The sequence below is a fragment of the Paenibacillus sp. FSL M7-1046 genome (assembly GCF_038007405.1).
Classification (GTDB): Bacteria; Bacillota; Bacilli; order Paenibacillales; family Paenibacillaceae; genus Paenibacillus_AQ.
In genome coordinates, this window is record NZ_JBBOXB010000001.1 from 3,090,123 (window position 1) to 3,113,896 (window position 23,774).

Sequence of the window (23,774 nt, forward strand, 5' to 3'; positions counted from 1 at the left end):
CATTGAAAGGTATCTTAGGAAAAAAACTCGGTATGACTCAAGTGTTTACTCCAGAAGGTAACGTAATCGCGGTTACGGTTATCGAAGCTGGTCCTTGTGTGGTACTGCAAAAGAAAGACCTGAATATCGACGGATATGAAGCAGTGCAGTTGGGCTTTTCCGACAAGAAGGAAAGTCGCTCCAACAAGCCTGAACAGGGTCACGCCAAAAAGGCAAATGCAACACCTAAGCGCTACGTTCGCGAAATTCGCGGTGTTGACCTCGGGGCACTCGAGGTTGGACAAGAGCTGAAGGCTGATATCTTCGCTGAAGGCGAATTTGTTGACGTAACAGGTACATCTAAGGGTAAAGGTTTCCAAGGTGTTATCAAACGCTGGGGACAAAGCCGCGGACCAATGGCACACGGATCGCGTTACCATAGAAGACCAGGTTCCATGGGTTCCATCCAAGCTAACCGTGTTCCAAAGGGCAAACGCCTGCCAGGACATATGGGTCACACGACCGTAACGGTTCAAAAGCTTGAAATCATCAGAGTAGACGTTGAACGTAACGTATTGCTGGTTAAAGGCGCTATTCCAGGTCCTAAAAACAGCTTTGTGAAAGTTAAACAAACCGTTAAGAAATAATTACTGAAGAAAGGAGGAACATGAAATGCCAAAAGTAACACTTTTTAATATTAGTGGTAACGAAGTTGGCGAAGTTGAATTGAGCGATACAGTGTTCGGTATTGAACCGAATGTGCATGTTCTGCACGAAGCTGCGCTTATGCAAAGAGCTTCCCTTCGTCGTGGTACACATAAAGTAAAAGGACGTTCTGAAGTGCGTGGCGGCGGACGTAAGCCTTGGAAACAAAAAGGTACAGGTCGTGCTCGTCAAGGCTCCATTCGTTCACCGCAATGGAAAGGCGGCGGCGTAGTCTTCGGACCAACACCACGCAGCTATTCCTGGAAACTGCCTAAGAAAGTTCGCCGTTTGGCCATCAAATCCGCGTTGTCCTCGAAAGTACTCGGGAATGACATCATCGTATTGGATAGCTTGACAATGAATGCTCCGAAGACGAAAGAATTCGCAGCGATTCTGAACAATCTTAAAGTAGGCAGCAAAGCCCTGATCGTAGCTCCTAGCTATGATGACAATGTGGCACTTTCCGCTCGTAACATCCCTGGGGTGAAATTCGTAGCGGCTGACGGCATCAATGTTCTTGACGTACTGACGTACGACAAACTGATCATCACTAAAGAAGCAGTTCTGAAGGTAGAGGAGGTGTTCGCGTAATGAAAGATCCTCGTGATATTATCAAACGTCCGGTGATTACGGAACGCACATCCGAATACATGAGCGAATTGAAATACGCTTTTGAAGTGGATATCCGTGCTAACAAGACCGAAATCAAAAAAGCTGTCGAGGCTATTTTCAAAGTTAAAGTAGTTAGTGTGAACACAATGCGTGTACCTGGCAAACTGAAGCGTTACGGCAAATACTCCGGATATACTCCAGAGTGGAAAAAAGCCATCGTTAAGCTCAGCCCGGACAGCAAGCCGCTCGAATTCTTTGAAGCGGTTGAATAATACTCTGTAAAGTAAGGAGGGAATACAGTGCCAATCAAAAAGTACAAACCGACATCTCCGGCCAGACGTAACATGTCCGTGTCTACGTTTGAAGAAATCACAACAAATGAGCCAGAGAAATCTTTGCTTGCGCCGCTGTTCAAACATGCGGGCCGTAACAACCAAGGTAAAATTACAGTTCGTCACCATGGCGGCGGACACAAACGTAAATACCGTATCATCGACTTCAAACGTACAAAAGACGGCATACCAGGTAGCGTTGCTACGATCGAGTATGACCCGAACCGTACATCAAATATTGCTTTGATCCACTATGCCGATGGAGAGAAACGTTACATCCTCGCTCCTCAAGGCCTTAAAGTTGGGGATAAGATTGAGTCCGGCCCTGCGGCTGACATCAAAATTGGTAACAGCCTTCCGCTGGCGAACATTCCAGTCGGTACAGTTATCCACAACATTGAACTTAAACCAGGCAAAGGCGGCCAGTTGGTACGCGCTGCCGGTACAGAAGCTCAATTGCTGGGTAAAGAAGAAAAATACGTTTCTGTTCGTTTGACTTCCGGTGAAGTTCGCAGAATCCTCAGCGTATGCCGTGCAACGATCGGATCCGTAGGTAACGGTGATCATGAACTGATCAAGATTGGTAAAGCCGGACGCAGTCGCTGGCTGGGCAAACGTCCTGAAGTACGCGGTGTTGTAATGAACCCTAACGATCACCCACACGGTGGTGGTGAAGGCCGCGCTCCAATCGGACGGAAATCGCCTATGTCACCTTGGGGTAAACCAACCCTCGGCTACAAAACGCGTAAGAAAAACAAGGCATCTGATAAATATATCGTTCGCCGCCGCACGAAATAAGACGCTTCTGGCAAGTTAGCTTAACGCGAAGCGTCGATTCGCGGTTTGAAGAACCGGATGAAGGGAGGATTCACACATGGGTCGCAGTTTAAAGAAGGGGCCGTTCATCGATGGCTACCTGCTGAAAAAAGTTGAGGAATTGAACGAGGCAGACAAGAAGGTCGTTGTTAAAACCTGGTCCCGTCGCTCTACCATTTTCCCTCAGTTTATCGGACATACGTTTGGTGTATATGACGGCCGTAAACACGTGCCAGTATACGTAACGGAAGATATGGTAGGTCACAAGTTGGGCGAGTTCGCGCCAACACGTACTTACAAAGGCCACGCGGGTGACGATAAGAAAACAAGAAGATAATTAAGGTCTTCGTTTGAGAGGAGGGAAAACAATGGAAGCAAAAGCACATGCAAGATCGGTGCGGATTTCCGCTCGCAAAGCGAAACTGGTTGTTGACTTGATTCGCGGCAAGCAAGTGGGGGAAGCAATTGCAATTCTTCGCCACACTCCAAAATCCGCTTCTCCAGTAGTTGAGAAGTTGCTTAACTCGGCGATCGCCAATGCTGAGCATAACTACTCTATGGACGTGAACAGTTTGTTCGTTAGCGAAGTTTTCGTTAACCAGGGTCCTACGATGAAGCGTTTCCGTCCACGCGCCATGGGCCGTGCAAGTCGGATCAATAAACGTACCAGCCACATTACTTTGGTGGTATCTGAGAAATAAGGAGGGATAACACGTGGGTCAAAAGGTAAATCCAGTCGGTCTCCGAGTCGGGATTATTCGCGATTGGGAATCTAAATGGTATGCAGGCAAAGATTTCGGTACTCTTTTAATGGAAGACGTCAAAATCCGGGAATACCTTAAAGGTAAGTTGAAGGATTCCGCTGTTTCCCGCATCGAGATCGAAAGAGCGGCAAGCCGCGTGAACGTTACAATTCACACTGCTAAACCAGGTATGGTAATTGGTAAAGGCGGAGCAGAAGTAGAAGTACTTCGCAGCGCAGTTACAACTATCGCTGGTGGCAAAAAGGTTCACATCAACATCAACGAAATTAAGCACCCTGAACTGGATGCAATTCTTGTTGCTGAAAGCATTGCACAACAATTGGAACGTCGTGTATCGTTCCGTCGTGCTCTGAAACAAGCGATTCAAAGAACTATGCGTTCCGGTGCAAAGGGAATTAAAACTCAAGTTGGCGGACGTCTTGGCGGCGCTGAGATTGCCCGTTCAGAAGGTTATAGCGAAGGAACAGTTCCACTTCATACGCTTCGTGCCGATATCGATTACGGAACGGCTGAAGCACATACTACTTACGGCCGTATCGGTGTAAAAGTATGGATCTACCGTGGAGAAGTTCTTCCCCCAGCTAAGAAACAAGCTGCTCAGGAAGGAGGCAACTAATCATGTTGGTACCAAAACGCGTTAAACACCGCAAGCAACAACGCGGTCACATGAAGGGTATGGCAAAAGGCGGTACCGAATTGAACTTCGGCGAATTCGGCTTGCAAGCTTTGGAGCCGTCTTGGATCACTAACCGTCAGATCGAAGCTGCCCGTATCGCAATGACACGTTACATCAAACGTGGCGGTCAAGTTTGGATCAAGATTTTCCCAGATAAGCCTATTACTCAAAAACCTCTTGAGGTTCGTATGGGTAGTGGTAAAGGTAACGTTGAGAAATGGGTAGCCGTAGTTAAACCGGGCAAGATTATGTTCGAACTCGGAGGCGTGTCGGAAGAAATCGCTCGTGAAGCGATGCGTCTTGCCGCTCACAAGCTGCCTATCAAGACTAAGTTTGTGAAACGTGAAGAATTGGGTGGTGAAGCAAATGAAAGCTAATGAACTTCGCAACTTAACCACTGCCGAGATTGAACAAAAGATCGCAGGATTCAAAGAAGAACTTTTCAATCTCCGTTTTCAATTGGCAACTGGCCAATTGGATAACCCGACTCGGATTCGTGATGTGCGTAAGGAAATAGCTCGTGCTAAAACCGTTATCCATCAAAGAGTACTCGGGATCAGCTAAGTGAGGGCGGATTAATGATCCGTAATCAGGAAGGAGGCTAACTATGAGCGAAGAACGTAATGCACGCAAAGTGCTGATCGGTAAAGTAGTCAGCGACAAAATGGATAAAACCATCGTAATTGCTGTTGAAACCTATAAGAAACACAATTTGTATCACAAACGCATCAAGTCTACGAATAAATTCAAAGCACATGATGAGGAAAACGTTGCTAAAATCGGTGATACTGTAAAAATCATGGAAACTCGTCCTTTGTCTAAAGACAAACGTTGGAGACTTGTTGAAGTGGTTGAAAAAGCGGTTATCATCTAAGATAGTGAGCAGACCCTTTCCGGAAGGAGGAAATTAATAATGATTCAACCATTTACACGTTTGCATGTGGCTGATAACTCTGGTGCGAAGGAACTGATGTGTATCCGCGTACTGGGTGGTACTGGACGCCGTACAGCAGCAATCGGTGATCTGATCGTTTGTTCCGTTAAACAAGCAACACCAGGCGGCGTTGTCAAAAAGGGTGATGTTGTTAAAGCGGTGGTTGTTCGTACTAAACGTTCTGTGCGCCGTAAAGACGGTTCTTACATCGCATTCGACGAAAATGCAGCTGTTGTTGTTAAAGACGACAGAAGCCCACGCGGAACACGTATCTTCGGACCAGTTGCTCGCGAACTTCGCGATAAAGACTACATGAAGATCGTTTCCTTGGCACCGGAAGTAATCTAATAAAGTTACCCATAAAGTAACGTGAAGTTCTGAGAAGGTTAGTCATAGGAGGTGTAATAAATGCCTAGAGTGAAAAAAGTTCTGGAATCCCATAACAATAAACTGCATGTGAAGAAAGATGATGTGGTACTTGTGATCAGCGGGAAAGACAAAGGTAAAAAAGGCCGTGTCATCGCTGCTTATCCTCGTGAAAACCGCGTCCTGGTAGAAGGCGTGAACATGGTGAAAAAACACCAGAAGCCTAACCAGTTGAATCCGCAAGGCGGAATCATCGAACAAGAAGCTTCGATTCATGTGTCCAACGTAATGCACATTGATCCGAAGAGCGGTAAAGTTACTCGTATCGGTTACAAAGTACTCGATAACGGTAAGAAGGTTCGGGTAGCAAAGAGATCCGGAGAGATTATCGACTAATACAGTTCTAAAGAAAGGAGGTAAATCTTCATGGCAGCAAGAATGAAAGAACGTTATTTGAATGAAATAACACCTGCTCTGATGCAGAAGTTTAACTATACAACTGTTATGCAAGTACCTAAGATCGAGAAGGTTGTCATCAACATGGGTGTGGGTGACGCTGTTCAGAACTCCAAAGTACTTGATGCTGCAGTTAATGACTTGCAACTGATCGCTGGTCAAAAGCCAGTAATCACTAAAGCTAAAAAATCCATCGCCGGTTTCAAACTGCGCGAAAATATGCCGATTGGGGTTAAAGTAACACTGCGCGGCGAGCGTATGTATTACTTCCTGGACAAATTGTTCAACGTAACGCTTCCACGCGTACGTGACTTCCGCGGTGTTCCCACTAAAGCCTTTGACGGCCGTGGTAACTACACGCTTGGTCTTAAAGAACAACTGATCTTCCCAGAAATCGAGTATGACAAAGTGGATAAGGTCCGCGGTATGGACATCGTTATCGTAACGACTGCAAAGACGGATGAGGAATCCCGTGAGCTGCTGAATCAGCTGGGAATGCCTTTCGCTAAGTAAGAATCATCCATTTCTCCGAAACTGTTTAGGAGGTGTCAGGCTAAAGTGGCAAAAACTTCGATGAAAGTTAAACAACAACGCGAGCCTAAGTTCAAAGTACGTGCATATACACGTTGTGAGCGTTGCGGTCGTCCACATTCGGTACTGCAAAAGTTCAAAATTTGCAGAATTTGTTTCCGTGAGTTAGCTTATAAAGGCCAGATCCCTGGCGTGAAAAAAGCAAGTTGGTAAGAAGTTTATAAACGGGAAGGAGGTTTACACACATGACTATGTCTGATCCTATTGCAGATATGCTTACTCGTATTCGTAACGCCAACACTGTGCGTCACGAGACAGTAGAAATGCCTGCTTCTACTATGAAAAAACAAATCGCGGACATCTTGAAGCGTGAAGGTTTCATCCGTGATGCGGAATTCGTTGAAGATAGCAAACAAGGGATTATCCGTATCTTCTTGAAATACGGCCCTAACCAAGAGCGTGTTATCTCTGGTCTGAAAAGAATCAGTAAACCAGGCCTTCGCGTTTACACGAAGAGCAATGAAGTGCCTCGTGTACTCGGCGGCCTAGGAATCGCGATTATCTCCACATCTAAGGGAGTTATGACCGACAAAGAAGCTCGTCAATCAAAATCGGGCGGAGAAGTTGTCTGCTACATTTGGTAATAAACGTCACAAGATAAGGAGGTGCAACACATGTCTCGTATTGGTCGCAAACCAATCGCAGTACCTAGCGGTGTAGATGTCACTTTGGACAACGCCGTTATTACAGTAAAAGGTCCTAAGGGCACTTTGACTCGTGAGCTTCATAAAGACATGAAGGTTACAGTTGAAAATAACGAAATCACCGTTGTTCGCCCGTCGGACAACAAATTGCATCGTTCACTTCACGGCACAACCCGCTCCGTTGTCAACAACATGGTGAGCGGTGTGACTGAAGGTTTCTCGAAATCTCTGGAGCTGGTTGGGGTCGGATATCGTGCAAGCAAATCCGGAGATAAAATCGTTCTGAACGTTGGTTACTCCCACCCGGTTGAAATTACACCGGAAGCGGGCATCGAGTTCGAAGTTCCTGCGAACACGAAGATCATCGTTAAAGGTATCGATAAAGAACGCGTTGGCGCTTATGCTGCCAAAATCCGTTCCGTACGTGAACCAGAACCGTATAAAGGTAAAGGTATCAAATATGAAGGCGAGCGTATCATCCGCAAGGAAGGTAAAGCCGGTAAGAAGAAATAATCGGCTTACTCTTCATTGTAAGATACCCCGTGCATCTTAAAGTGAAGCTGTTTACGGCAAACTGAAGGGAGTGAAAGGGAAGTCATGATTACAAAAGAGGATAAAAACAAGGCTCGTCTCAAAAGACACCTGCGTGTTCGTAAAAAAATCCAGGGAACTACTGAGCGTCCACGTTTGAACGTGTTTCGTTCTTCGAAACACATCTACGCTCAATTGATTGATGACGTGACAGGCGCTACAATCGTATCTGCCTCGACACTTGATAAAGATCTGAGCGCTACAATCGGCAATGGCGGCAGCGTTGAAGCTGCAAGCAAAGTAGGTCAATTGATCGCTGAGCGTGCTAAAGCTAAAGGTTATGCAGTGGTTGTATTTGACCGCGGTGGATACTTGTACCATGGACGAATTCAGGCTTTGGCTGATGCAGCTCGCGAAGCTGGTCTTGAATTCTAGAATATTTCTTAAAAGGAGGTTAACGACTTGCGTGTAGATCCGAACAGTTTAGAGCTGACAGAAAGAGTTGTACACATTAACCGTGTAGCAAAAGTTGTAAAAGGCGGACGCCGTTTCAGCTTTAGCGCACTTGTTGTTGTGGGCGATGGCAACGGCTACGTTGGTGCTGGTATCGGTAAAGCCGGCGAAGTTCCGGATGCCATCCGTAAAGGCATTGAAGACGCCAAGAAAAACCTGATTCACATTCCAATCGTAGGAACTTCGATTCCCCATCTGGTTACTGGACATTTCGGCGCAGGACGCGTGCTGCTGAAACCAGCATCGGAAGGTACTGGCGTTATTGCCGGCGGTCCAGTTCGTGCGGTATTGGAATTGGCAGGCGTTGGCGACATCTTGACAAAATCTTTGGGTTCTTCGAATTCCATGAACATGGTCAATGCAACTTTAGAGGGTCTTTCCCGTCTGAAACGCATTGAAGAGGTCGCGAAACTTCGCGGCAAATCTGTCGAAGAATTGCGCGGTTAAGGAGGGGAACGTCAATGGCAAAATTGCAAATTACCCTCGTACGCAGCGTAATTGGACGTCCAGAAACACAACGTGTTACTGTTAAGACGCTCGGCCTGCGTAAGACTAACTCGTCCGTGGTTCACAATGACACTCCTGCAATTCGCGGAATGATCAACAAAGTGAGCCACTTGCTGTCCGTTACAGAAATCGAAGGCTAAACGCCTCGCATAAATTAACAAACATAAGGAGGTGCAAACGATGAAGTTACATGAACTTGCTCCAGCTCCGGGTTCCCGCAAAGAACGCAACCGCGTTGGTCGCGGACCTAGTAGCGGTAACGGAAAAACTTCCGGTCGCGGTCATAAGGGTCAAAACTCCCGTTCCGGCGGTGGTGTTCGTCCCGGCTTCGAGGGTGGACAAAACCCGCTCTATCGTCGTCTGCCTAAACGTGGTTTCGTCAATCCTACCCGTAAAGAGTATGCGATTGTGAACCTGGAAGATCTGAATAGCTTTGCTGAAGGAACTGAAGTGACTCCACAGTTGCTGATTGAAACTGGTGTTGTAAAGAATTCCAAAAGCGGCATTAAGATTCTCGGTAACGGCGAATTAGCCGTTAAATTGACTGTACAAGCAAATAAGTTCTCTCAATCTGCGGTAGAGAAAATCGAAGCTGCCGGCGGTAAAACCGAGGTGATCTAATGTTCAAGACGCTTAAGAATATATGGCATATTGAAGATTTGCGCAAAAAGATCCTGTTTACCCTGTTCGTTCTGATCATCTACCGACTCGGTTCGTTTGTACCGGTTCCTGGTGTGAACAAAGAAGTACTGGAAACAACAAATCAAAGCGGCGACGCTTTGATGGGTCTTCTGAACACCTTCTCGGGCGGAGCGCTCAAAAACTTCTCGATTTTTGCGATTAGTATTTACCCGTACATTACCGCATCGATCATCGTGCAATTGCTGTCGATGGATGTTATTCCTAAGTTTGCTGAATGGGCAAAACAAGGGGAGCACGGGAAAAAGCAACTGGCGCAAGTCACCCGTTACGGCACAGTAGTGCTCGGTCTGATTCAAGCGTTTGCGACTTCAATCGGATTCAACCGGATCTACAGCACTGAGATGATCCCGAATGCAACCTTTGCGGATTATCTGCTTATCGCGATCATTCTGACTGCAGGTACATCGTTCCTGATGTGGCTGGGTGAGCAGATCACGGAAAAGGGAATAGGAAACGGGATTTCGATCCTGATTTTTGCGGGAATCGTCGCTGCCATACCGGGACATATCACGGCTACGGCTCAATCCAGCTTTATACAGCCGGATCAGATGTTCCTGAATATTCTTAAAGTCGTTATCGTGTTGATCTTGGTTGCGGCGATTATTGTTGGAGTAATCTTCGTACAGCAAGGGATTCGTAAGATTCCTGTGCAATATGCCAAACGCGTAGTCGGCAACAAGATGTATGGTGGACAGAATACGCATATTCCGCTGAAGATTAACGCAGCAGGCGTTATTCCTGTCATTTTCGCTGTTTCTCTACTGCAATTCCCGGTTGTACTCTCCAGCTTCTGGTCAACACATGAGTGGGCGAAATGGGTTGCTGGCAACCTGAAGTTTAATGAGCCTCTCGGTATGGTTCTGTATGTGCTGATGATTATTGGATTTACGTTCTTCTATACGTTTGTTCAGATGAATCCACAGCAGATGGCCGATAACATGAAGAAGAATGGCGGTTATATCCCGGGTATCCGTCCTGGTAAAGCAACGGAAAAATATCTCACCAAGGTAATGTCCCGTCTGACTATGTCCGGCGCGCTGTTCTTGGCGTTTATATCCGTACTTCCTGTATTCTTCGGGAAGCTCTCCGGTCTACCTGATTCGGTTCAGATTGGTGGTACATCCATCCTGATCGTAATTGGTGTGGCATTGGATACCATGAAGCAGATCGAGAGCCAATTGATCAAACGCCATTACAAAGGCTTCATCAATAAATAGTGGATAGGTTCCGGCGAAGCATGTGATTTACAGACTTCCCGGCACCTATTGTGCTGTTTCTTGCTTGGTGGCGAACTTTTGGGGGGAGAGAGAAATCGTGAACATTCTATTCATGGGCCCTCCTGGGGCAGGCAAGGGGACACAAGCAGCAGTTATCGTTAAAGAGCTTGGCATTCCGCATATTTCGACAGGTGACGCCTTCCGCTTGGCAATCAAGCAGGGTACTCCGGTTGGACTGAAGGCCAAATCTTACACCGAGCAAGGCTTGCTTGTACCTGATGATGTGACTATTGGGATCGTTGAAGAACGGCTTCAGCAGTCCGATTGCGAAAAAGGTTTCTTATTGGATGGCTTTCCAAGAACCCTTTCGCAAGCGGAAGCGCTGGAAGATATCTTAAGCCGCCTCAATATTTCATTGGATCATGTAATCAACTTGAATGTAGACCGTGGACTGCTGATGGCGCGTCTTACGGGACGTAGAATCTGCAGAGTTTGCGGAGCATCCTACCATTTAATTTTCAACCCGCCGAAGCAAGAAGGCATTTGCGACATTGATGGCGGTGAGTTGTATCAACGTCCGGATGACAACGAAGAGAGCGTAGGCAAGCGTCTGGATGAGTATGATAACAAGACAGCACCGCTGCTTGCGTTTTATGAGAATAAAGGTCTTTTGCGTCAGGTAAACGGAGAAAACGAAATCAATGTCGTTACTTCCGAAATCGTATCTTTGTTGCGAGGTTAATGTAATGATCATTTGTAAATCCGAGCAGGAACTTGCCTTTATGAGGGAAGCTGGTCGAATTGTTGCCGAGAGTCACCGGTTGATCGCTGAGGCTATCCAGCCTGGCATCACAACCGGAGAGCTCGACAGAATCGCCGATCAATACATTCGCAGTCAAGGTGCTGTGCCGTCTTTCAAAGGTTACAACGGTTTTCCTGCCAGCATTTGCGCTTCAGTCAACGAACAATTGGTGCATGGATTTCCGGGTAAACGCAAATTGATGGAAGGCGATATAATAACGCTTGATATCGGTGCAGAGTACCGCGGTTATCACGGTGATTCCGCTTGGACCTACGGAGTGGGCAGCATTTCCGAAGAAGCTCAGCGCTTGCTGGACGTCACGGAAGGCTCCTTGTACGCAGGACTGGCGTTAGTCAAACCGGATGTGCGCTTGTTTACAATCTCCCATGCGATCCAGCAAACTATTGAAGACGCCGGATTCTCCGTCGTACGAGAGTATGTGGGTCACGGCATCGGGGCAAAACTGCATGAAGAACCGCAAATTCCGAACTATGGCATAGCGGACCGCGGACCACGTCTGAAACCGGGTATGGTACTCGCGATTGAGCCGATGGTGAACGTAGGGGACAGATATGTCAGAACGCTGGAAGATAACTGGACGGTCGTTACGGTAGACGGTTCATTGTGCGCTCACTTCGAGCATACAGTAGCAGTTACACCGGACGGCATGGAAATTTTCACAAAACTGAATGCGTAGGTGATCTTGATGAATACTCAGAGCAGCCCGCAGATTGGTCAATTGGTGAGAATTCTCAAAGGCAAAGATGCCGGAGAGGCTGCCGTGGTTATCGCAGTTGTGGATAGCAGATTTGTATATATTGCCGATGGGGACAAACGGAAGTTTGATGGGCCGAAGAAGAAGAACATTCAACATCTGGAGCTCATACCCTTTATCAGCAATGAGGTTGTGAACAGTTTGGAAGAAACCGGCCGGGTTACCAACGGAAAGCTGCGTTTTGCAGTGATGAAGTATGGCGGACCTGCTGGAATAAGTGCAGATGAGAAAGGAGACTAACTGTGGCTAAAGAAGATGTCATTGAAGTCGAAGGTACGGTCATTGAGCCGTTGCCGAATGCAACGTTTAAGGTAGAGCTTGAGAATGGTCATCAAATACTTGCCCATGTGTCCGGGAAATTGCGGATGCACTTTATCCGTATCCTAACCGGAGACAAAGTGGTCGTGCAGTTATCGCCTTACGATTTATCTAAAGGTCGTATAACTTACCGTAAATAGGTGGGAACTACAACAAAAGTTTTGCTTCGCAAAACTTTGAGGAGGTAATTAACATGAAGGTAAGACCTTCTGTGAAGCCCATGTGCGAGAAATGCAAAGTCATCCGCCGCAAAGGGACTGTTATGGTAATTTGCGAAAATCCGAAACACAAACAAAAACAAGGTTAAGAAGGGGGTGTAGCGTAAAATGGCTCGTATAGCTGGAGTGGATTTGCCACGTGATAAACGCGTTGAGATCGCCTTGACTTATATTTTCGGAATCGGTAAAACGACTTCCCAGAAAATTCTTAATGAAACAGGCATTGACGTTAACACACGTGTCCGTGATTTGACGGAAGATGAAGTCAGCAAACTGCGTGAAATGATCGACAAATCGGTTAAGGTTGAAGGTGACCTGCGTCGTGAAATTTCCTTGAATATTAAGCGTCTTACTGAGATCGGCTGTTACCGCGGTGTTCGCCACCGTCGTGGATTGCCTGTTCGCGGTCAACGCACTAAAACGAATGCCCGTACCCGGAAAGGCCCGCGTCGTACGGTAGCAAACAAAAAGAAATAATAAGGGGGGATAAGAGACAATGGCTAAACCGAAAAAAGTCGTACGTACCAAACGTCGCGACCGGAAGAATATCGAGAGCGGCGTGGCACATATTCGTTCCACGTTCAACAACACTATCGTTACGATCACGGATCCTCACGGAAATGCAATTTCCTGGGCTAGCTCCGGCGGTCAAGGATTCAAAGGTTCCCGTAAATCGACTCCATTTGCAGCGCAAATGGCAGCCGAAAGTGCTGCTAAAGCAGCGATGGAACACGGCATGAAGTCCGTTGAAGTTATGGTTAAAGGACCGGGCGCGGGCCGCGAAGCAGCCATCCGTTCCCTTCAAGCCGCAGGGCTTGAAGTAAACCTCATTAAAGACGTAACTCCGGTTCCTCACAATGGATGCCGTCCGCCGAAACGTCGTCGCGTATAGTGAAATCAGAATTGTGATTGTGGTATAATTCTGACGCATCTGCTAATAATAGGTGTTTAGGCATACTACATGATGCACCTGATGGGGTGACAGTTTCATATAGGAGCGACGTTTGAAGGAGGGGTACACTCGTGATAGAAATCGAAAAGCCGAAGATTGAGACCGTAGAAGCCAATGATGAAGGAACCTATGGGAAATTCGTAGTTGAACCGCTGGAACGTGGATATGGCACGACTCTGGGGAACTCGCTTCGCCGGATTCTGCTTTCCTCCCTTCCGGGAGCCGCAGTAACATCGGTCCAAATTGACGGCGTTTTGCATGAGTTCTCGACCGTTCCTGGCGTAATGGAAGATGTGACGGAAATCATTCTGAACCTTAAAGCTCTTTCTCTGAAGATCCATTCAGATGAAGAGAAAGTGTTCGAGATTGATGCTGAGGGTGAAGGCATCGTTACCGCAGGTGATATCCGTGCGGATAGCGATGTTGAGATCCTCAATCCGGATCTTCATATTGCAACGCTGGGACCTGGCGCGAGACTTCACATGCGTATTTTTGCAGGCCGTGGTCGCGGCTATGTCCAAGCAGACCGGAACAAACGCGACGACCAGCCAATCGGTGTTATTCCGGTTGATTCCATCTACACTCCTATTTCCCGCGTGAATTACGGCATTGATAACACTCGTGTCGGTCAAGTGACGAACTATGACAAGTTGACGCTGGAAATTTGGACGGATGGCAGTATCAGACCGGAAGAGGCTGTAAGCCTCGGAGCCAAAATTTTGAACGAGCACCTCGTATTGTTCGTAGGACTTACGGACGAAGCGAAAGACGCCGAAATTATGGTTGAAAAAGAAGAAGACAAAAAAGAAAAAGTGCTTGAGATGACAATCGAAGAACTTGATCTTTCTGTCCGTTCCTACAACTGCCTCAAACGTGCCGGTATTAATACCGTACAAGAGCTGACTACGAAAACTGAAGAAGATATGATGAAGGTTCGTAACTTGGGCCGCAAATCTTTGGAAGAAGTTCAAGAGAAGCTCGAGGAACTTGGTTTGGGTCTCCGCACAGAAGAATAGTTAACAGATTGCTTGAGTACTTGAGTGAAGGAGGGAAAACAAATGGCATACCAAAAATTGGGCCGTGATTCCAGTGCGCGTAAAGCGTTGTTCCGCGACATGGTAACGGATCTGTTCCTTTACGAGCGCATCCAGACAACGGAAGCCAAAGCGAAGGAAGTTCGTTCCATCGCTGAGAAACTGATCACTAAAGCGAAAAAGGGCGATCTTCATGCTCGTCGTCAAGTAGCTGCATTTGTTCGTCGTGAAACTGTTGACGGTGAACAAGATGCAATCCAAAAACTGTTCTCTGATATTGCTCCTCGTTACACAGAGCGTCCAGGCGGATACACTCGTATCCTGAAGCTGGGACCTCGCCGTGGCGATGCTGCGCCTATGGTTTATCTTGAACTGGTAGACCGCGCGTAGTAACGCAAGTAATGATTTCCGGAATTATCCCTTTCCCCCATGATCCTCGGAGCATGGGTAGGAAAGTATTAAACGTTATTGTGCTGCAGGGGCGATAAGGCCCTGCCGTACAACTAACCGCGGGAATCACCTTGTATAGAGTAGAAGGAGCTCCCGCCGGGGCTCTTTTTTTTTGAAAACCAAGTATGGACTGACAGGAGAACGGAATGCGCAATCTATTGATGAAAGTCAATTATGACGGGACCCATTATGATGGCTTTCAGACCCAGCCTCAGGGCAATACGATTCAGGACCGGCTGGAACAGGCCATACTCCATCTGACGGGCGAGGCGCTCAAAATAACCGCCTCTGGACGGACAGACGCGGGTGTGCATGCTTATGGACAGCCGTTTAACTTCATGACCTCCTCTCAAATCCCGCTTGAACGCTGGTGCCTGGCCCTGAATGCCCGGTTGCCGCAAGATATCGTGGTTACCGAGGCGAGGGAGGTTCCGCTATCGTTCCACTCTCGTAGAGGAGCAAAGCGCAAAACCTATCGGTACACAATTAATGGCAACCGGTTTCCGGATCCGTTTCAGCGGCGCTGGCAGCATCACCACCCGGTGAAACTCGATATACCGGCTATGCAGAAAGGTCTTACACATTTACTGGGTACCCATGACTTCACCTCGTTCGCATCACGGAAGTCCACGAAGACTTCCCATGTCCGGACGATCTTTGAGGCTCATATGGAGATTGACCGCAGTATGTGTCGACCTGACTCTGTAGACCAGGGTGTCATTCACACTTATATTACGGGCAGCGGATTTCTGCAGCATATGGTTCGCATTATTATGGGGACGCTGATTCATGTGGGTGAAGGCAAATACCATGCGGATAAGGTTGCGGATATTCTAGCCGCATGCGATCGGGCGGCGGCAGGACCAACGGCCGTATCCAAGGGCTTGGCGCTGTGGAGTGTTGAATATGACGAGGATGGAATTTAGGCGAGAGCGTTCTATACTTTTTTAATAAAAATTATAGTCAAATAGCTTAAAAATCACTTGCACTTGTCATGTTTATGCTGTAATATAAAAGTTGTGTTTTCTTGATGGCTATCCCACAGCCCCGATCAAGAAGATGCCGACAAATAAGCTTTTTTTAACTCACATAATCGTAATCCAATGAGAAACAAGATATACGAAACAGATGATTTTCGTACGAGAACAAGGAGGAAACATTCATGCGTACCACCTATATGGCGAAACCAAACGAAGTTGAACGCACTTGGCACATCATTGATGCCGAAGGCAAGACACTTGGTCGTTTGGCCAGCGAAGCCGCTGCATTGATCCGTGGCAAACACAAACCGCAATTCACTCCACATGTTGATACTGGAGATTTCGTAATTGTTATCAACGCTGAGAAGATTCACCTTACAGGCAAGAAAATGCAAAACAAGAAATACTACCGTCACTCGATGCACCCAGGTGGCTTGAAAGTCACTGTTGCAGAAGACCTGATCAAGACTAAACCTGAACGCATGATCGAATTTGCAGTTCACGGTATGATTCCTAAGACTCGTCAAGGGGATCACATGAAGCTGAGATTGAAAGTCTATGCAGGCGCCGAGCATCCACATGCAGCACAAAAACCTGAAGTTTACGAACTTCGCGGATAAGAATAGAGGAGGACAGTTTCATGGCACAAGTACAATACTATGGGACAGGTCGTCGTAAACATTCGGTAGCACGTGTTCGCCTTGTACCGGGTGAAGGACGCATTGTCATTAACAAACGCGAGATGGACGAATATTTCGGTGTGGAAACACTGAAGATGATCGTGAAACAACCTTTGAACCTGACTGAAACACTGGGCAACTACGATGTAATCGTTCTTGCACATGGTGGCGGCATTTCTGGTCAAGCTGGAGCAATCCGTCACGGTATCTCCCGTGCATTGCTCAAAGTGGACCCTGAATATCGCGGTGCGCTGAAGAAAGCCGGCTTCCTGACTCGTGACCCACGTATGAAGGAACGTAAGAAATACGGCCTCAAAGCAGCACGTCGCGCTCCACAGTTCTCGAAACGTTAATATCCCTTGGTTATCAAGGATATCAAGCCTCTGGCCTTTATGGCCAGGGGCTTTTATTTTTGCCATAATGACGCTGTGACCATGGCAATGGCTTATTTTATCTAACACTAAAGCCATGCAATATGGATCTCCAGAGATGATCATTATCATGGAACATGTCCGGGACTTCTGGGATTTGTAAGGCGCAAACATTGTTAAAGGGCCAAGGAGTTTCGATGATTCCTTGTACGGGTGCATGATTAATAACAAGCAGGTTAAATGTTCCTTGAACCATCCCGTTTAACACATCCAGCAGTTCAGCGGTTTCATGTATTGTTGCTTCGGTGCGAATAAATAATACCTTGTCAGCGACCCTGAGGGTCTCGAGGAATCGCGGAATGCGGCGCTGTAGTTTTTCTTTTAATTTTGGATAGCTGACAAGCTGCTCCGGTGTATTTTCACTCAGTGGAAAATCATGGTGAGAAAAAGCATGGTACGCTGCGTCCCTAACAATAAAACATTCCGCTTTATGATTAATTCCCGTAATACTAAGATTAGGAAAATCCATGAAATGGGCGAACCGATTTCGCAATAGATTGCTTACACCTGCCAAAACGGGGGTCTCCACCCAATCAATCACCCCACCTACCTTTCGTAATAGAGTGCGGGATAATTGATCTGCAGCGAGGCAGTTATGTCCTAAACTGAAAATAACGTCATAGGTACCCTTGATCTCATTCAATATCATGCGGATCCCCCCCGGATAATTTACTATATTAAATTAATGTCAGGAGAAAAGCGTTTGGACGATCATACATATTTAATTTGAAACAGGCACTTACTTATATCGAGACAAGGCATGGCCTCATAATCTATAAAGTATTAAGTATAGTTGAGGCGGTGCGAGTAATGGTGAAAATATCGGTTTTGTTGCCTGTATACAACTCATCTCTTTATATTGAGGAGTCAATTCAGAGTATCCTTCAGCAATCGTATCCGGATTTTGAACTACTGATTATAGATGATGGGTCTGTTGATGGAACCTTGGGAAGAATAAGGGGGATTCATGACAGCCGTATAAAGGTGATTTCTCATGCCGTAAACATCGGGCTTATCAGAACATTGAACGAAGGCCTTTCGTTATGTACTGGTGAATATATTGCCCGAATGGATGGGGATGACATCGCATTGCCGCACCGTTTGGCACGTCAGGTGGCCTCTATGGATGCGAATCCGCATATAGGGGTTTGCGGTAGCCAAGCAGAATATATCGGCATAACCGGGACTACGGCTAAACCACTAATTCATGACGAAATAAGGTGTTGGCAGTTTTTTCACTGTACGATTGTGCATCCTACTGTCATGCTTAGAAAATCCATTCTGGATAATCATGGAGTCAAATATTGGGATTACCCCCATGCGGAAGATTTTGAGCTGTGGAACCGCTTGGGGGAGGTAACCCAATTGACCAATCTGCCTGAAGTGCTGCTAAAGTACAGGGTGCATACTAACCAGATATCTTACGTCCATGAAACTATGCAAGAACAGATGGCTGAGAGGATCATCAGGCAACAATTTGGGCAAATCGGGCTCAATCCCACCTATGAGGAGTATCAGCTGCATAAGGATTTCTGCCATTTTAGGATTCAGGTTCATGATTTCAATCAATACAACAGAGCGTTAGCATGGGCTAATAAAATCTTGGAGGCGAATAATCGGGTCCGAAAATACAATCATGAGGTTTTGAATTCGGTATTATCCCAATGTTTTACCTTCTCTCAATAAACTTACGGCGGTTTTCTTTAAACTGGTATTTCTCTGGTCCTAAAACACCCGTTGACTTTGTGAACAATGCTCTATTAGGCGCATTCACGAGTTGGAGGCCTTTTTAAAGTAGAAGTTATGGTTTGGTAATTCAGAGTTTCTGACTATATATTCTTCTTATTACAGCATATCTCTCGGTTTTTAAGGATATCAGGCCTCTAGCCTTTATGGACAGGGGCTTTTGGCTTTTTATGGTGCTATAAATGCTATAAAATGCATTGACTTCCTCAGGGAAAGTTATATACTATTCCATATAAAAATAGTTGGAATTGTCGTCATAAGTTCAGCATTATCTTTAAGCTGCATAACTAGGATGGAGGAATACCGTAATGAATCTGCTTGAGAAAGAAGATTTGATTAAAGTTAAGGCTGAGGAACTGGAAAATGCCTCACCTGAAGAGATTATTCGTTGGGCAGTAGAAACTTTCCCGAACATCACCTTTGCCTGCAGTTTCGGAGCCGAAGATGTAGTACTTGTTGATATGCTGCAGAAGGTTAGTCCGTCAACGGATGTTTTTTATCTGGATACGGATTATCATTTCAAAGAAACCTATGAGACAAGAGATATTATGGCTGATAAATATGGAATGGAGTTCGTGCGTGTGTCGCCGCAGATATCTACGCAGGAACAAGCACTTCAATACGGTGATGCGCTATGGAGTGTCGATCCTAACCAATGCTGTGCGATCCGCAAGGTAGAGCCGCTTACCCGCATTCTTTCCCAATATGATGCCTGGATTACCGGGATTCGCCGTGATCAGGCGCCAACTCGCGCCAATTCCAAAAAGGTAGAGTACGATTATAAATTCGGACTGGTCAAATTTAATCCGATTGCGCACTGGACGACTGAGGATGTATGGAATTACATCCGCGAAAATGATGTTGTATATAATCCGCTCCATGACCGCAATTTCCCGAGCATCGGCTGCGAGCAATGCACCCGTGCTGTTATGCCTGGTGAAGATCCGCGTGCCGGAAGATGGTCCGGTTCGGAAAAAACGGAATGTGGACTGCATAAATAAGCAAGGCACGAGAAGCGAGACACAGGAGGAGAGAAATTAGATGACGTCAATACTTCCACATGGAGGAACACTGATTCAGCGTACAGTGGAGGGAGCGCAGAGGGAAGAATTGCTGCAGCAAGCTTCGGACTATAAATCAATCGCAATTAATACATGGACTATCTCTGATCTGGATTTGATTGCCGTGGGAGCCTTCTCACCGCTTACCGGTTTTTTAAATGAAGAAGATTACCGTTCTGTCGTGAAAAGCATGAGACTTGCGGATGGCACCGTATGGAGTATTCCCATCACACTTGCTGTTGAGGATGAGGTGGCCTCAGGTCTGGCTGTTGGTGATACCGTGTCTTTGATCGGTGAAGAAGATGGTGTGATTTATGGTTTGCTTGATGTGCAGAGCATTTACAGCGTAGATCAGCAGCTTGAAGCACAGAACGTCTTCAGAACGACAGATCCGGAGCACCCTGGCGTCAGCAAATTGCTGGCCCGTCCGGCAACCTATGTAGGAGGACCTATAACGGTCTTGAATCGTCCGCAGCCGGAGAAGTTTGGGGAGTTCTACTTTGATCCGGCCAAGACGCGGCAAATATTCGCTGATAAGGGCTGGAGAACGGTTGTTGGCTTTCAGACCCGAAATCCCGTTCACCGTGCGCATGAATACATTCAGAAGTGTGCAATGGAGGTTGTAGACGCTCTGTTCCTCAATCCTCTGGTCGGCGAGACCAAATCCGATGATGTGCCGGCCAATGTGCGGATGAAGAGTTATCTGGCACTGCTGGAAAATTACTACCCGGCAGACCGTACGTTCCTTGGAGTGTTCCCGGCAGCTATGCGTTACGCGGGTCCAAGAGAAGCGATATTCCATGCCATGGTCCGCAAAAATTACGGCTGCACCCATTTCATCGTGGGCCGTGACCATGCCGGTGTAGGTGACTACTATGGAACTTACGAAGCACAAGAGATTTTTTCTAACTTCACTGCTGAGGAGTTGGGGATTACACCGCTATTTTTTGAACACAGCTTCTTCTGCATCAAATGCGGAAATATGGCCTCCAGCAAGACCTGCCCTCATCCGGGTGATCAGCATCTGACACTATCCGGTACGAAGGTGCGTGCGCTGCTGCGGGATGGCCAGTGCCCGCCTCCGGAATTTACGCGGCCTGAGGTTGCGCAAATTTTGATTGAGGGAATGTCTCAGGAAGTTAACGCCTAAATACGAAGAGCCAGTACTATTTGGCCCTCTTGTCCCATATAGATGAGTAGAATCTATCGGGACGAGGGGGTCTTTGTTATGTCTGGCCGAAAGCAGCGGAAAGTCTCGGTCTGGATCTCATGGAACAGTATTAAAAAAGGCATGCTGGGCGCAGTGCTGCTTGCTGTGATGATCGGCATCATTGCCTATGATATGCCTACCGCCAAAACGCTGAACTATTGGAGCCTGCCATTGTCCGGTAAGATTATAGCCATCGATGCCGGCCATGGCGGACCGGACGGAGGGGCAGTCAGCCGTGAGGGACTGATCGAGAAGGATATTAACCTCTCGGTGTCGCTGTATCTGCGCGACTATTTGCAGCAGGCGGGGGCGATTGTAGTTATGACGCGTGAAGGTGATTATGACCTGGCCCAGGAGGGCACCAAAGGATATTCCAAGCGCAAGACAGAGGATCTGAAGCAAAGGGTAAGGACTATTGAAGAGAAAGGCGCGGACCTCTTTATCAGCGTCCATATGAACAGTGTCCCTTCCGGCCGCTGGAGCGGAGCGCAAACCTTCTATTATCCCAACAACGAAGGGAATAAAGCGTTGGCGGGCTTTGTGCAGGATGAGCTCAAGGCTACACTGGAGAATACCGATCGTGTAGCTAAAACTGTGAATACAGTGTATCTGTTAAAAGCATTGAAAATGCCGGCTGTGCTTGTGGAGGTAGGCTTTCTGTCACATCCGCAGGAGTCGGCTTTGCTTGGAGACGATGTCTATCAGCGGAAGGTGGCAACGAGCATTTACCGCGGGATTATGCGGTATGCTTCAGAGCAGCAGTGAGGAGGGACTACTCATCCGCAGAGGGGGAATGCTATAATAGACAAAAATACCGGAACCTTATCCGTCCGGAAGGAACAGAGGTGCTTTCCATGCTGACCAGGGAACAAATTCAGGAACTATTGCAGTCGCTTACAGACCCGGAATCCGGAAAAAGCCTTGTGGAGCTGCAGCTGATTCGCGATATTATGATCAAGGAAGACCGCATATCCTTATCTCTTGTATGTCTGGACCAAGATGAGAAGAGCCGTATGGAGTTGGAGCAGCAGGTGCGTGATCTGCTTACAGCGGGCGGAGCCGGCAATGTGCATATCCGGCTGCGTGATGCCACCGACTATGAGCGCTCTATCTTGCGCGGAGAGAGCGTGGACGATGTGCCGGAAGATCGTCAAGGGGACAAGCTTAAAGGGCATGCAGCGGGTCTTGAGGGCCATGAGCTGATTGGTGAGAACTCCGGCGTGAACTTCATCGCTATCGCCAGCGGCAAGGGCGGGGTCGGCAAATCAACCGTGACGGTAAATCTGGCAGTGGCACTCGCCCGAAAAGGGAAGAAGGTCGGATTGATTGATGCTGATATTTATGGCTTCAGTATTCCGGACATGATGGGGATTGAAGAGGGCCCGATTGTCGAAGAAGGCACCATTATACCTGTAGAACGTTTCGGAGTGAAGGTCATGTCCATGGGCTTTTTCATCCGTGAGAATAGTCCTGTCATCTGGAGAGGACCCATGCTTGGCAAGATGCTCCGCCAGTTCTTCAGCGACGTAGGTTGGGGAGAGCTTGACTACATGCTGCTTGACTTGCCTCCAGGTACGGGTGATGTGGCGCTGGATGTGCATCAGATGCTGCCGCACAGCAAGGAAATCATCGTAACTACGCCCCATGCAACAGCAGCCTTTGTAGCGGCTAGAGCAGGTTCAATGGCTTTGCAGACAGAGCATGAGATTCTTGGGGTCATTGAGAATATGGCCTACTATGAATGCTCGGAATGCGGCAAAAAGGACTATATTTTCGGCCGCGGCGGCGGGGCGAGACTAGCAGAGACACTGCATACGGAGCTGCTGGCCCAGGTGCCGCTTGGCGCACCGGATAATCACATCTCCGAACCGGATTTCTCACCGTCCGTATATAAACCCGAAACAGCTACCGCACAGCTGTTTGCGGAGATTGCCGATAAATTGATTGCGAAGTATGAGCAGTAATTCAGATTGGCATTAAAAAGAGGCCGTCCCAATTGTAAGTGGGACAAGGCCTCTTTTTATTTAGGAACCGGAATCATCGCCGCCTTCTTGCTTCTGGCTGTCCCCGCCGCTTCCTTGATCCCCGCCGCCTTTTTCCCCGCCTTTCTTTTCAACCTTCGGTTGAAGTTCATCCTGGACTACCGTTTTAAGCAAACCAAGCACTTCCATGCGGAATAGGGGATTTTGCATCGCTTCCTGCATAATGGTCATGGATTGCTTGCGGTAATCTGAAGTTTTAGTAAGGTCTAGGAACATTTTCATCATTTCGGGCGACTTCATGATCTCTTCAATTGATTTTTGATACGTTGGGTCTTTGATCAGCTGAAGATGCAGCTCCTTGCTCTGGGTATTGATCGCTTTGGCAAATTCACCGGCAAATTGCGGATCGGTCATAATTTTTTCAATTTCTTTTTGATACTCCGGAGCTGTAATTGTGTCCTTGACGGCAATCCGGATTTGCTCCGTCGTTTGGAGCGGCATCATTTTCATGCTCAGCCCGCCGCCGCTTCCTTCGGAGCCGGAGCTTGGACTGGAGAGTGCCTCCTCTACGGCTTTCTTTCCCTCATCGCTTTTCAATATATCAACAACCATGGTCTTCATTTCCTTGTATCCCATCTGCCCGGATGATGAACTGCTCTGTTCTCCTCCGCAGGCCGTTAAAGCCATAATTAAGCTTAAAGCCAGGCCTCCGGACCATAAACTCCTCCATTTCATTGGCGCTGCCCCTCCTTTGTAGGATTCCTGACTGTAGTATGCCGCGCGGACACAC

40 protein-coding genes are annotated in these 23,774 nt (G+C 47.3%); 38 read left to right on the forward strand and 2 right to left on the reverse strand.

The annotated features are described in order from the left end of the window. Positions 1-2 precede the first annotated feature (2 nt). The 33 genes from rplC (at position 3) to rpsI (ending at position 16,907) form a co-directional block, all read left to right on the forward strand. Positions 3-626: a 50S ribosomal protein L3 gene (gene rplC / locus NYE29_RS13470; RefSeq protein ID WP_076112955.1), complete on the forward strand. Its 624-nt coding sequence runs from the start codon at positions 3-5 to the stop codon at positions 624-626. Positions 627-651: 25 nt separating this feature from the next. After that, the gene (rplD, locus tag NYE29_RS13475; protein ID WP_038597074.1) at positions 652-1,275 is read left to right on the forward strand and encodes a 50S ribosomal protein L4; all 624 of its coding nucleotides are present in this window, start codon (positions 652-654) and stop codon (positions 1,273-1,275) included. Then, a complete protein-coding gene (rplW, locus tag NYE29_RS13480; protein ID WP_019908225.1) occupies positions 1,275-1,568 on the forward strand; it encodes a 50S ribosomal protein L23 in 294 nt (97 codons plus the stop codon). Before rplD ends, rplW begins: the two co-directional genes overlap by 1 nt. A gap of 27 nt (positions 1,569-1,595) precedes the next feature. After that, positions 1,596-2,426 carry a 50S ribosomal protein L2 gene (gene rplB / locus NYE29_RS13485; RefSeq protein WP_038597071.1) on the forward strand — a complete coding sequence of 277 codons (831 nt, stop codon included), beginning with the start codon at positions 1,596-1,598 and terminating at the stop codon, positions 2,424-2,426. Positions 2,427-2,502: 76 nt separating this feature from the next. Next, positions 2,503-2,781 carry a 30S ribosomal protein S19 gene (gene rpsS / locus NYE29_RS13490; protein ID WP_038597069.1) on the forward strand — a complete coding sequence of 93 codons (279 nt, stop codon included), beginning with the start codon at positions 2,503-2,505 and terminating at the stop codon, positions 2,779-2,781. A 31-nt stretch (positions 2,782-2,812) separates the two neighbouring features. Then, entirely contained in the window at positions 2,813-3,145 is a 333-nt protein-coding gene (rplV, locus tag NYE29_RS13495) for a 50S ribosomal protein L22 (protein WP_019908228.1), read from the forward strand. 13 nt (positions 3,146-3,158) lie between these two features. Then, positions 3,159-3,824: a 30S ribosomal protein S3 gene (rpsC, locus tag NYE29_RS13500; RefSeq protein ID WP_038597067.1), complete on the forward strand. Its 666-nt coding sequence runs from the start codon at positions 3,159-3,161 to the stop codon at positions 3,822-3,824. A gap of 2 nt (positions 3,825-3,826) precedes the next feature. Next, positions 3,827-4,261, forward strand: a complete 435-nt coding sequence (gene rplP, locus NYE29_RS13505) for a 50S ribosomal protein L16 (RefSeq protein WP_036652954.1) — start codon at positions 3,827-3,829, stop codon at positions 4,259-4,261. After that, the gene (rpmC, locus tag NYE29_RS13510) at positions 4,251-4,448 is read left to right on the forward strand and encodes a 50S ribosomal protein L29 (protein ID WP_019908232.1); all 198 of its coding nucleotides are present in this window, start codon (positions 4,251-4,253) and stop codon (positions 4,446-4,448) included. The genes rplP and rpmC overlap by 11 nt, the downstream gene beginning before the upstream one ends. A gap of 43 nt (positions 4,449-4,491) precedes the next feature. Then, positions 4,492-4,758 carry a 30S ribosomal protein S17 gene (gene rpsQ / locus NYE29_RS13515; RefSeq protein WP_038597064.1) on the forward strand — a complete coding sequence of 89 codons (267 nt, stop codon included), beginning with the start codon at positions 4,492-4,494 and terminating at the stop codon, positions 4,756-4,758. Positions 4,759-4,797: 39 nt separating this feature from the next. Then, positions 4,798-5,166 (forward strand): 50S ribosomal protein L14, encoded by a 369-nt coding sequence (gene rplN, locus NYE29_RS13520; protein WP_019908234.1) that lies wholly within the window; start codon positions 4,798-4,800, stop codon positions 5,164-5,166. Between the two features lie 60 nt (positions 5,167-5,226). After that, positions 5,227-5,580, forward strand: coding sequence for a 50S ribosomal protein L24 (gene rplX, locus NYE29_RS13525; protein WP_019908235.1), 354 nt, complete (start codon positions 5,227-5,229; stop codon positions 5,578-5,580). A 30-nt stretch (positions 5,581-5,610) separates the two neighbouring features. Beyond that, on the forward strand, positions 5,611-6,153 hold the full coding sequence (gene rplE, locus NYE29_RS13530) for a 50S ribosomal protein L5 (protein WP_076112954.1): 543 nt from the start codon (positions 5,611-5,613) through the stop codon (positions 6,151-6,153). A 45-nt stretch (positions 6,154-6,198) separates the two neighbouring features. Then, positions 6,199-6,384 (forward strand): type Z 30S ribosomal protein S14, encoded by a 186-nt coding sequence (locus NYE29_RS13535; protein ID WP_036589425.1) that lies wholly within the window; start codon positions 6,199-6,201, stop codon positions 6,382-6,384. A 32-nt stretch (positions 6,385-6,416) separates the two neighbouring features. Next, positions 6,417-6,815 (forward strand): 30S ribosomal protein S8, encoded by a 399-nt coding sequence (gene rpsH / locus NYE29_RS13540; protein ID WP_019908239.1) that lies wholly within the window; start codon positions 6,417-6,419, stop codon positions 6,813-6,815. A 30-nt stretch (positions 6,816-6,845) separates the two neighbouring features. Continuing rightward, the gene (gene rplF, locus NYE29_RS13545) at positions 6,846-7,388 is read left to right on the forward strand and encodes a 50S ribosomal protein L6 (protein WP_038597058.1); all 543 of its coding nucleotides are present in this window, start codon (positions 6,846-6,848) and stop codon (positions 7,386-7,388) included. A gap of 84 nt (positions 7,389-7,472) precedes the next feature. Then, positions 7,473-7,841 carry a 50S ribosomal protein L18 gene (gene rplR, locus NYE29_RS13550; RefSeq protein WP_076112953.1) on the forward strand — a complete coding sequence of 123 codons (369 nt, stop codon included), beginning with the start codon at positions 7,473-7,475 and terminating at the stop codon, positions 7,839-7,841. A gap of 27 nt (positions 7,842-7,868) precedes the next feature. After that, on the forward strand, positions 7,869-8,366 hold the full coding sequence (rpsE, locus tag NYE29_RS13555) for a 30S ribosomal protein S5 (protein WP_036652980.1): 498 nt from the start codon (positions 7,869-7,871) through the stop codon (positions 8,364-8,366). 14 nt (positions 8,367-8,380) lie between these two features. Next, positions 8,381-8,566 carry a 50S ribosomal protein L30 gene (gene rpmD, locus NYE29_RS13560; RefSeq protein ID WP_019908243.1) on the forward strand — a complete coding sequence of 62 codons (186 nt, stop codon included), beginning with the start codon at positions 8,381-8,383 and terminating at the stop codon, positions 8,564-8,566. 40 nt (positions 8,567-8,606) lie between these two features. Continuing rightward, entirely contained in the window at positions 8,607-9,047 is a 441-nt protein-coding gene (gene rplO, locus NYE29_RS13565; protein WP_076112952.1) for a 50S ribosomal protein L15, read from the forward strand. Next, positions 9,047-10,345, forward strand: a complete 1,299-nt coding sequence (secY, locus tag NYE29_RS13570) for a preprotein translocase subunit SecY (RefSeq protein ID WP_038597052.1) — start codon at positions 9,047-9,049, stop codon at positions 10,343-10,345. Before rplO ends, secY begins: the two co-directional genes overlap by 1 nt. A gap of 97 nt (positions 10,346-10,442) precedes the next feature. After that, positions 10,443-11,087 (forward strand): adenylate kinase, encoded by a 645-nt coding sequence (locus NYE29_RS13575; protein WP_038597049.1) that lies wholly within the window; start codon positions 10,443-10,445, stop codon positions 11,085-11,087. 4 nt (positions 11,088-11,091) lie between these two features. After that, positions 11,092-11,844, forward strand: a complete 753-nt coding sequence (gene map / locus NYE29_RS13580) for a type I methionyl aminopeptidase (protein WP_076112951.1) — start codon at positions 11,092-11,094, stop codon at positions 11,842-11,844. Between the two features lie 9 nt (positions 11,845-11,853). After that, positions 11,854-12,162 carry a KOW domain-containing RNA-binding protein gene (locus NYE29_RS13585; RefSeq protein ID WP_340896385.1) on the forward strand — a complete coding sequence of 103 codons (309 nt, stop codon included), beginning with the start codon at positions 11,854-11,856 and terminating at the stop codon, positions 12,160-12,162. Positions 12,163-12,164: 2 nt separating this feature from the next. Then, a complete protein-coding gene (gene infA / locus NYE29_RS13590) occupies positions 12,165-12,380 on the forward strand; it encodes a translation initiation factor IF-1 (protein ID WP_018753971.1) in 216 nt (71 codons plus the stop codon). Positions 12,381-12,433: 53 nt separating this feature from the next. Next, positions 12,434-12,547 (forward strand): 50S ribosomal protein L36, encoded by a 114-nt coding sequence (gene rpmJ, locus NYE29_RS13595; protein WP_026688601.1) that lies wholly within the window; start codon positions 12,434-12,436, stop codon positions 12,545-12,547. Positions 12,548-12,566: 19 nt separating this feature from the next. Then, positions 12,567-12,935: a 30S ribosomal protein S13 gene (gene rpsM / locus NYE29_RS13600; RefSeq protein WP_020427053.1), complete on the forward strand. Its 369-nt coding sequence runs from the start codon at positions 12,567-12,569 to the stop codon at positions 12,933-12,935. A 19-nt stretch (positions 12,936-12,954) separates the two neighbouring features. Next, positions 12,955-13,350: a 30S ribosomal protein S11 gene (rpsK, locus tag NYE29_RS13605; protein WP_019908251.1), complete on the forward strand. Its 396-nt coding sequence runs from the start codon at positions 12,955-12,957 to the stop codon at positions 13,348-13,350. Positions 13,351-13,481: 131 nt separating this feature from the next. Beyond that, on the forward strand, positions 13,482-14,426 hold the full coding sequence (locus tag NYE29_RS13610) for a DNA-directed RNA polymerase subunit alpha (RefSeq protein ID WP_036680585.1): 945 nt from the start codon (positions 13,482-13,484) through the stop codon (positions 14,424-14,426). A gap of 42 nt (positions 14,427-14,468) precedes the next feature. Further along, positions 14,469-14,834 (forward strand): 50S ribosomal protein L17, encoded by a 366-nt coding sequence (gene rplQ / locus NYE29_RS13615; protein ID WP_019908254.1) that lies wholly within the window; start codon positions 14,469-14,471, stop codon positions 14,832-14,834. Between the two features lie 206 nt (positions 14,835-15,040). Further along, positions 15,041-15,820, forward strand: coding sequence for a tRNA pseudouridine(38-40) synthase TruA (gene truA, locus NYE29_RS13620; protein WP_076112950.1), 780 nt, complete (start codon positions 15,041-15,043; stop codon positions 15,818-15,820). 236 nt (positions 15,821-16,056) lie between these two features. Then, the gene (gene rplM, locus NYE29_RS13625; protein ID WP_038597038.1) at positions 16,057-16,494 is read left to right on the forward strand and encodes a 50S ribosomal protein L13; all 438 of its coding nucleotides are present in this window, start codon (positions 16,057-16,059) and stop codon (positions 16,492-16,494) included. A gap of 20 nt (positions 16,495-16,514) precedes the next feature. Continuing rightward, on the forward strand, positions 16,515-16,907 hold the full coding sequence (gene rpsI, locus NYE29_RS13630) for a 30S ribosomal protein S9 (RefSeq protein WP_025706574.1): 393 nt from the start codon (positions 16,515-16,517) through the stop codon (positions 16,905-16,907). Between the two features lie 97 nt (positions 16,908-17,004). Here rpsI and NYE29_RS13635 read toward each other — a convergent pair whose 3' ends face one another. Then, a complete protein-coding gene (locus tag NYE29_RS13635) occupies positions 17,005-17,634 on the reverse strand; it encodes a DUF1796 family putative cysteine peptidase (protein ID WP_076112932.1) in 630 nt (209 codons plus the stop codon). 161 nt (positions 17,635-17,795) lie between these two features. On the opposite strand from NYE29_RS13635, the gene NYE29_RS13640 reads away from it, so the two are divergent. From NYE29_RS13640 to NYE29_RS13660, 5 genes are all read left to right on the forward strand, one after another. Next, complete coding sequence (locus NYE29_RS13640; RefSeq protein WP_340896392.1) at positions 17,796-18,671, forward strand: glycosyltransferase family 2 protein; 876 nt, start codon at positions 17,796-17,798, stop codon at positions 18,669-18,671. Positions 18,672-19,039: 368 nt separating this feature from the next. After that, positions 19,040-19,732: a phosphoadenylyl-sulfate reductase gene (locus NYE29_RS13645; RefSeq protein ID WP_076112931.1), complete on the forward strand. Its 693-nt coding sequence runs from the start codon at positions 19,040-19,042 to the stop codon at positions 19,730-19,732. Between the two features lie 40 nt (positions 19,733-19,772). Continuing rightward, a complete protein-coding gene (gene sat / locus NYE29_RS13650; protein WP_076112930.1) occupies positions 19,773-20,942 on the forward strand; it encodes a sulfate adenylyltransferase in 1,170 nt (389 codons plus the stop codon). 78 nt (positions 20,943-21,020) lie between these two features. Then, entirely contained in the window at positions 21,021-21,767 is a 747-nt protein-coding gene (gene cwlD / locus NYE29_RS13655) for an N-acetylmuramoyl-L-alanine amidase CwlD (protein WP_076112929.1), read from the forward strand. Positions 21,768-21,856: 89 nt separating this feature from the next. After that, positions 21,857-22,966: an Mrp/NBP35 family ATP-binding protein gene (locus NYE29_RS13660; RefSeq protein ID WP_076112928.1), complete on the forward strand. Its 1,110-nt coding sequence runs from the start codon at positions 21,857-21,859 to the stop codon at positions 22,964-22,966. A gap of 60 nt (positions 22,967-23,026) precedes the next feature. Here the strand turns inward: NYE29_RS13660 and gerD are convergent, their stop codons facing one another. Next, positions 23,027-23,719, reverse strand: coding sequence for a spore germination lipoprotein GerD (gene gerD / locus NYE29_RS13665; protein WP_076112927.1), 693 nt, complete (start codon positions 23,717-23,719; stop codon positions 23,027-23,029). Positions 23,720-23,774 lie beyond the last annotated feature (55 nt).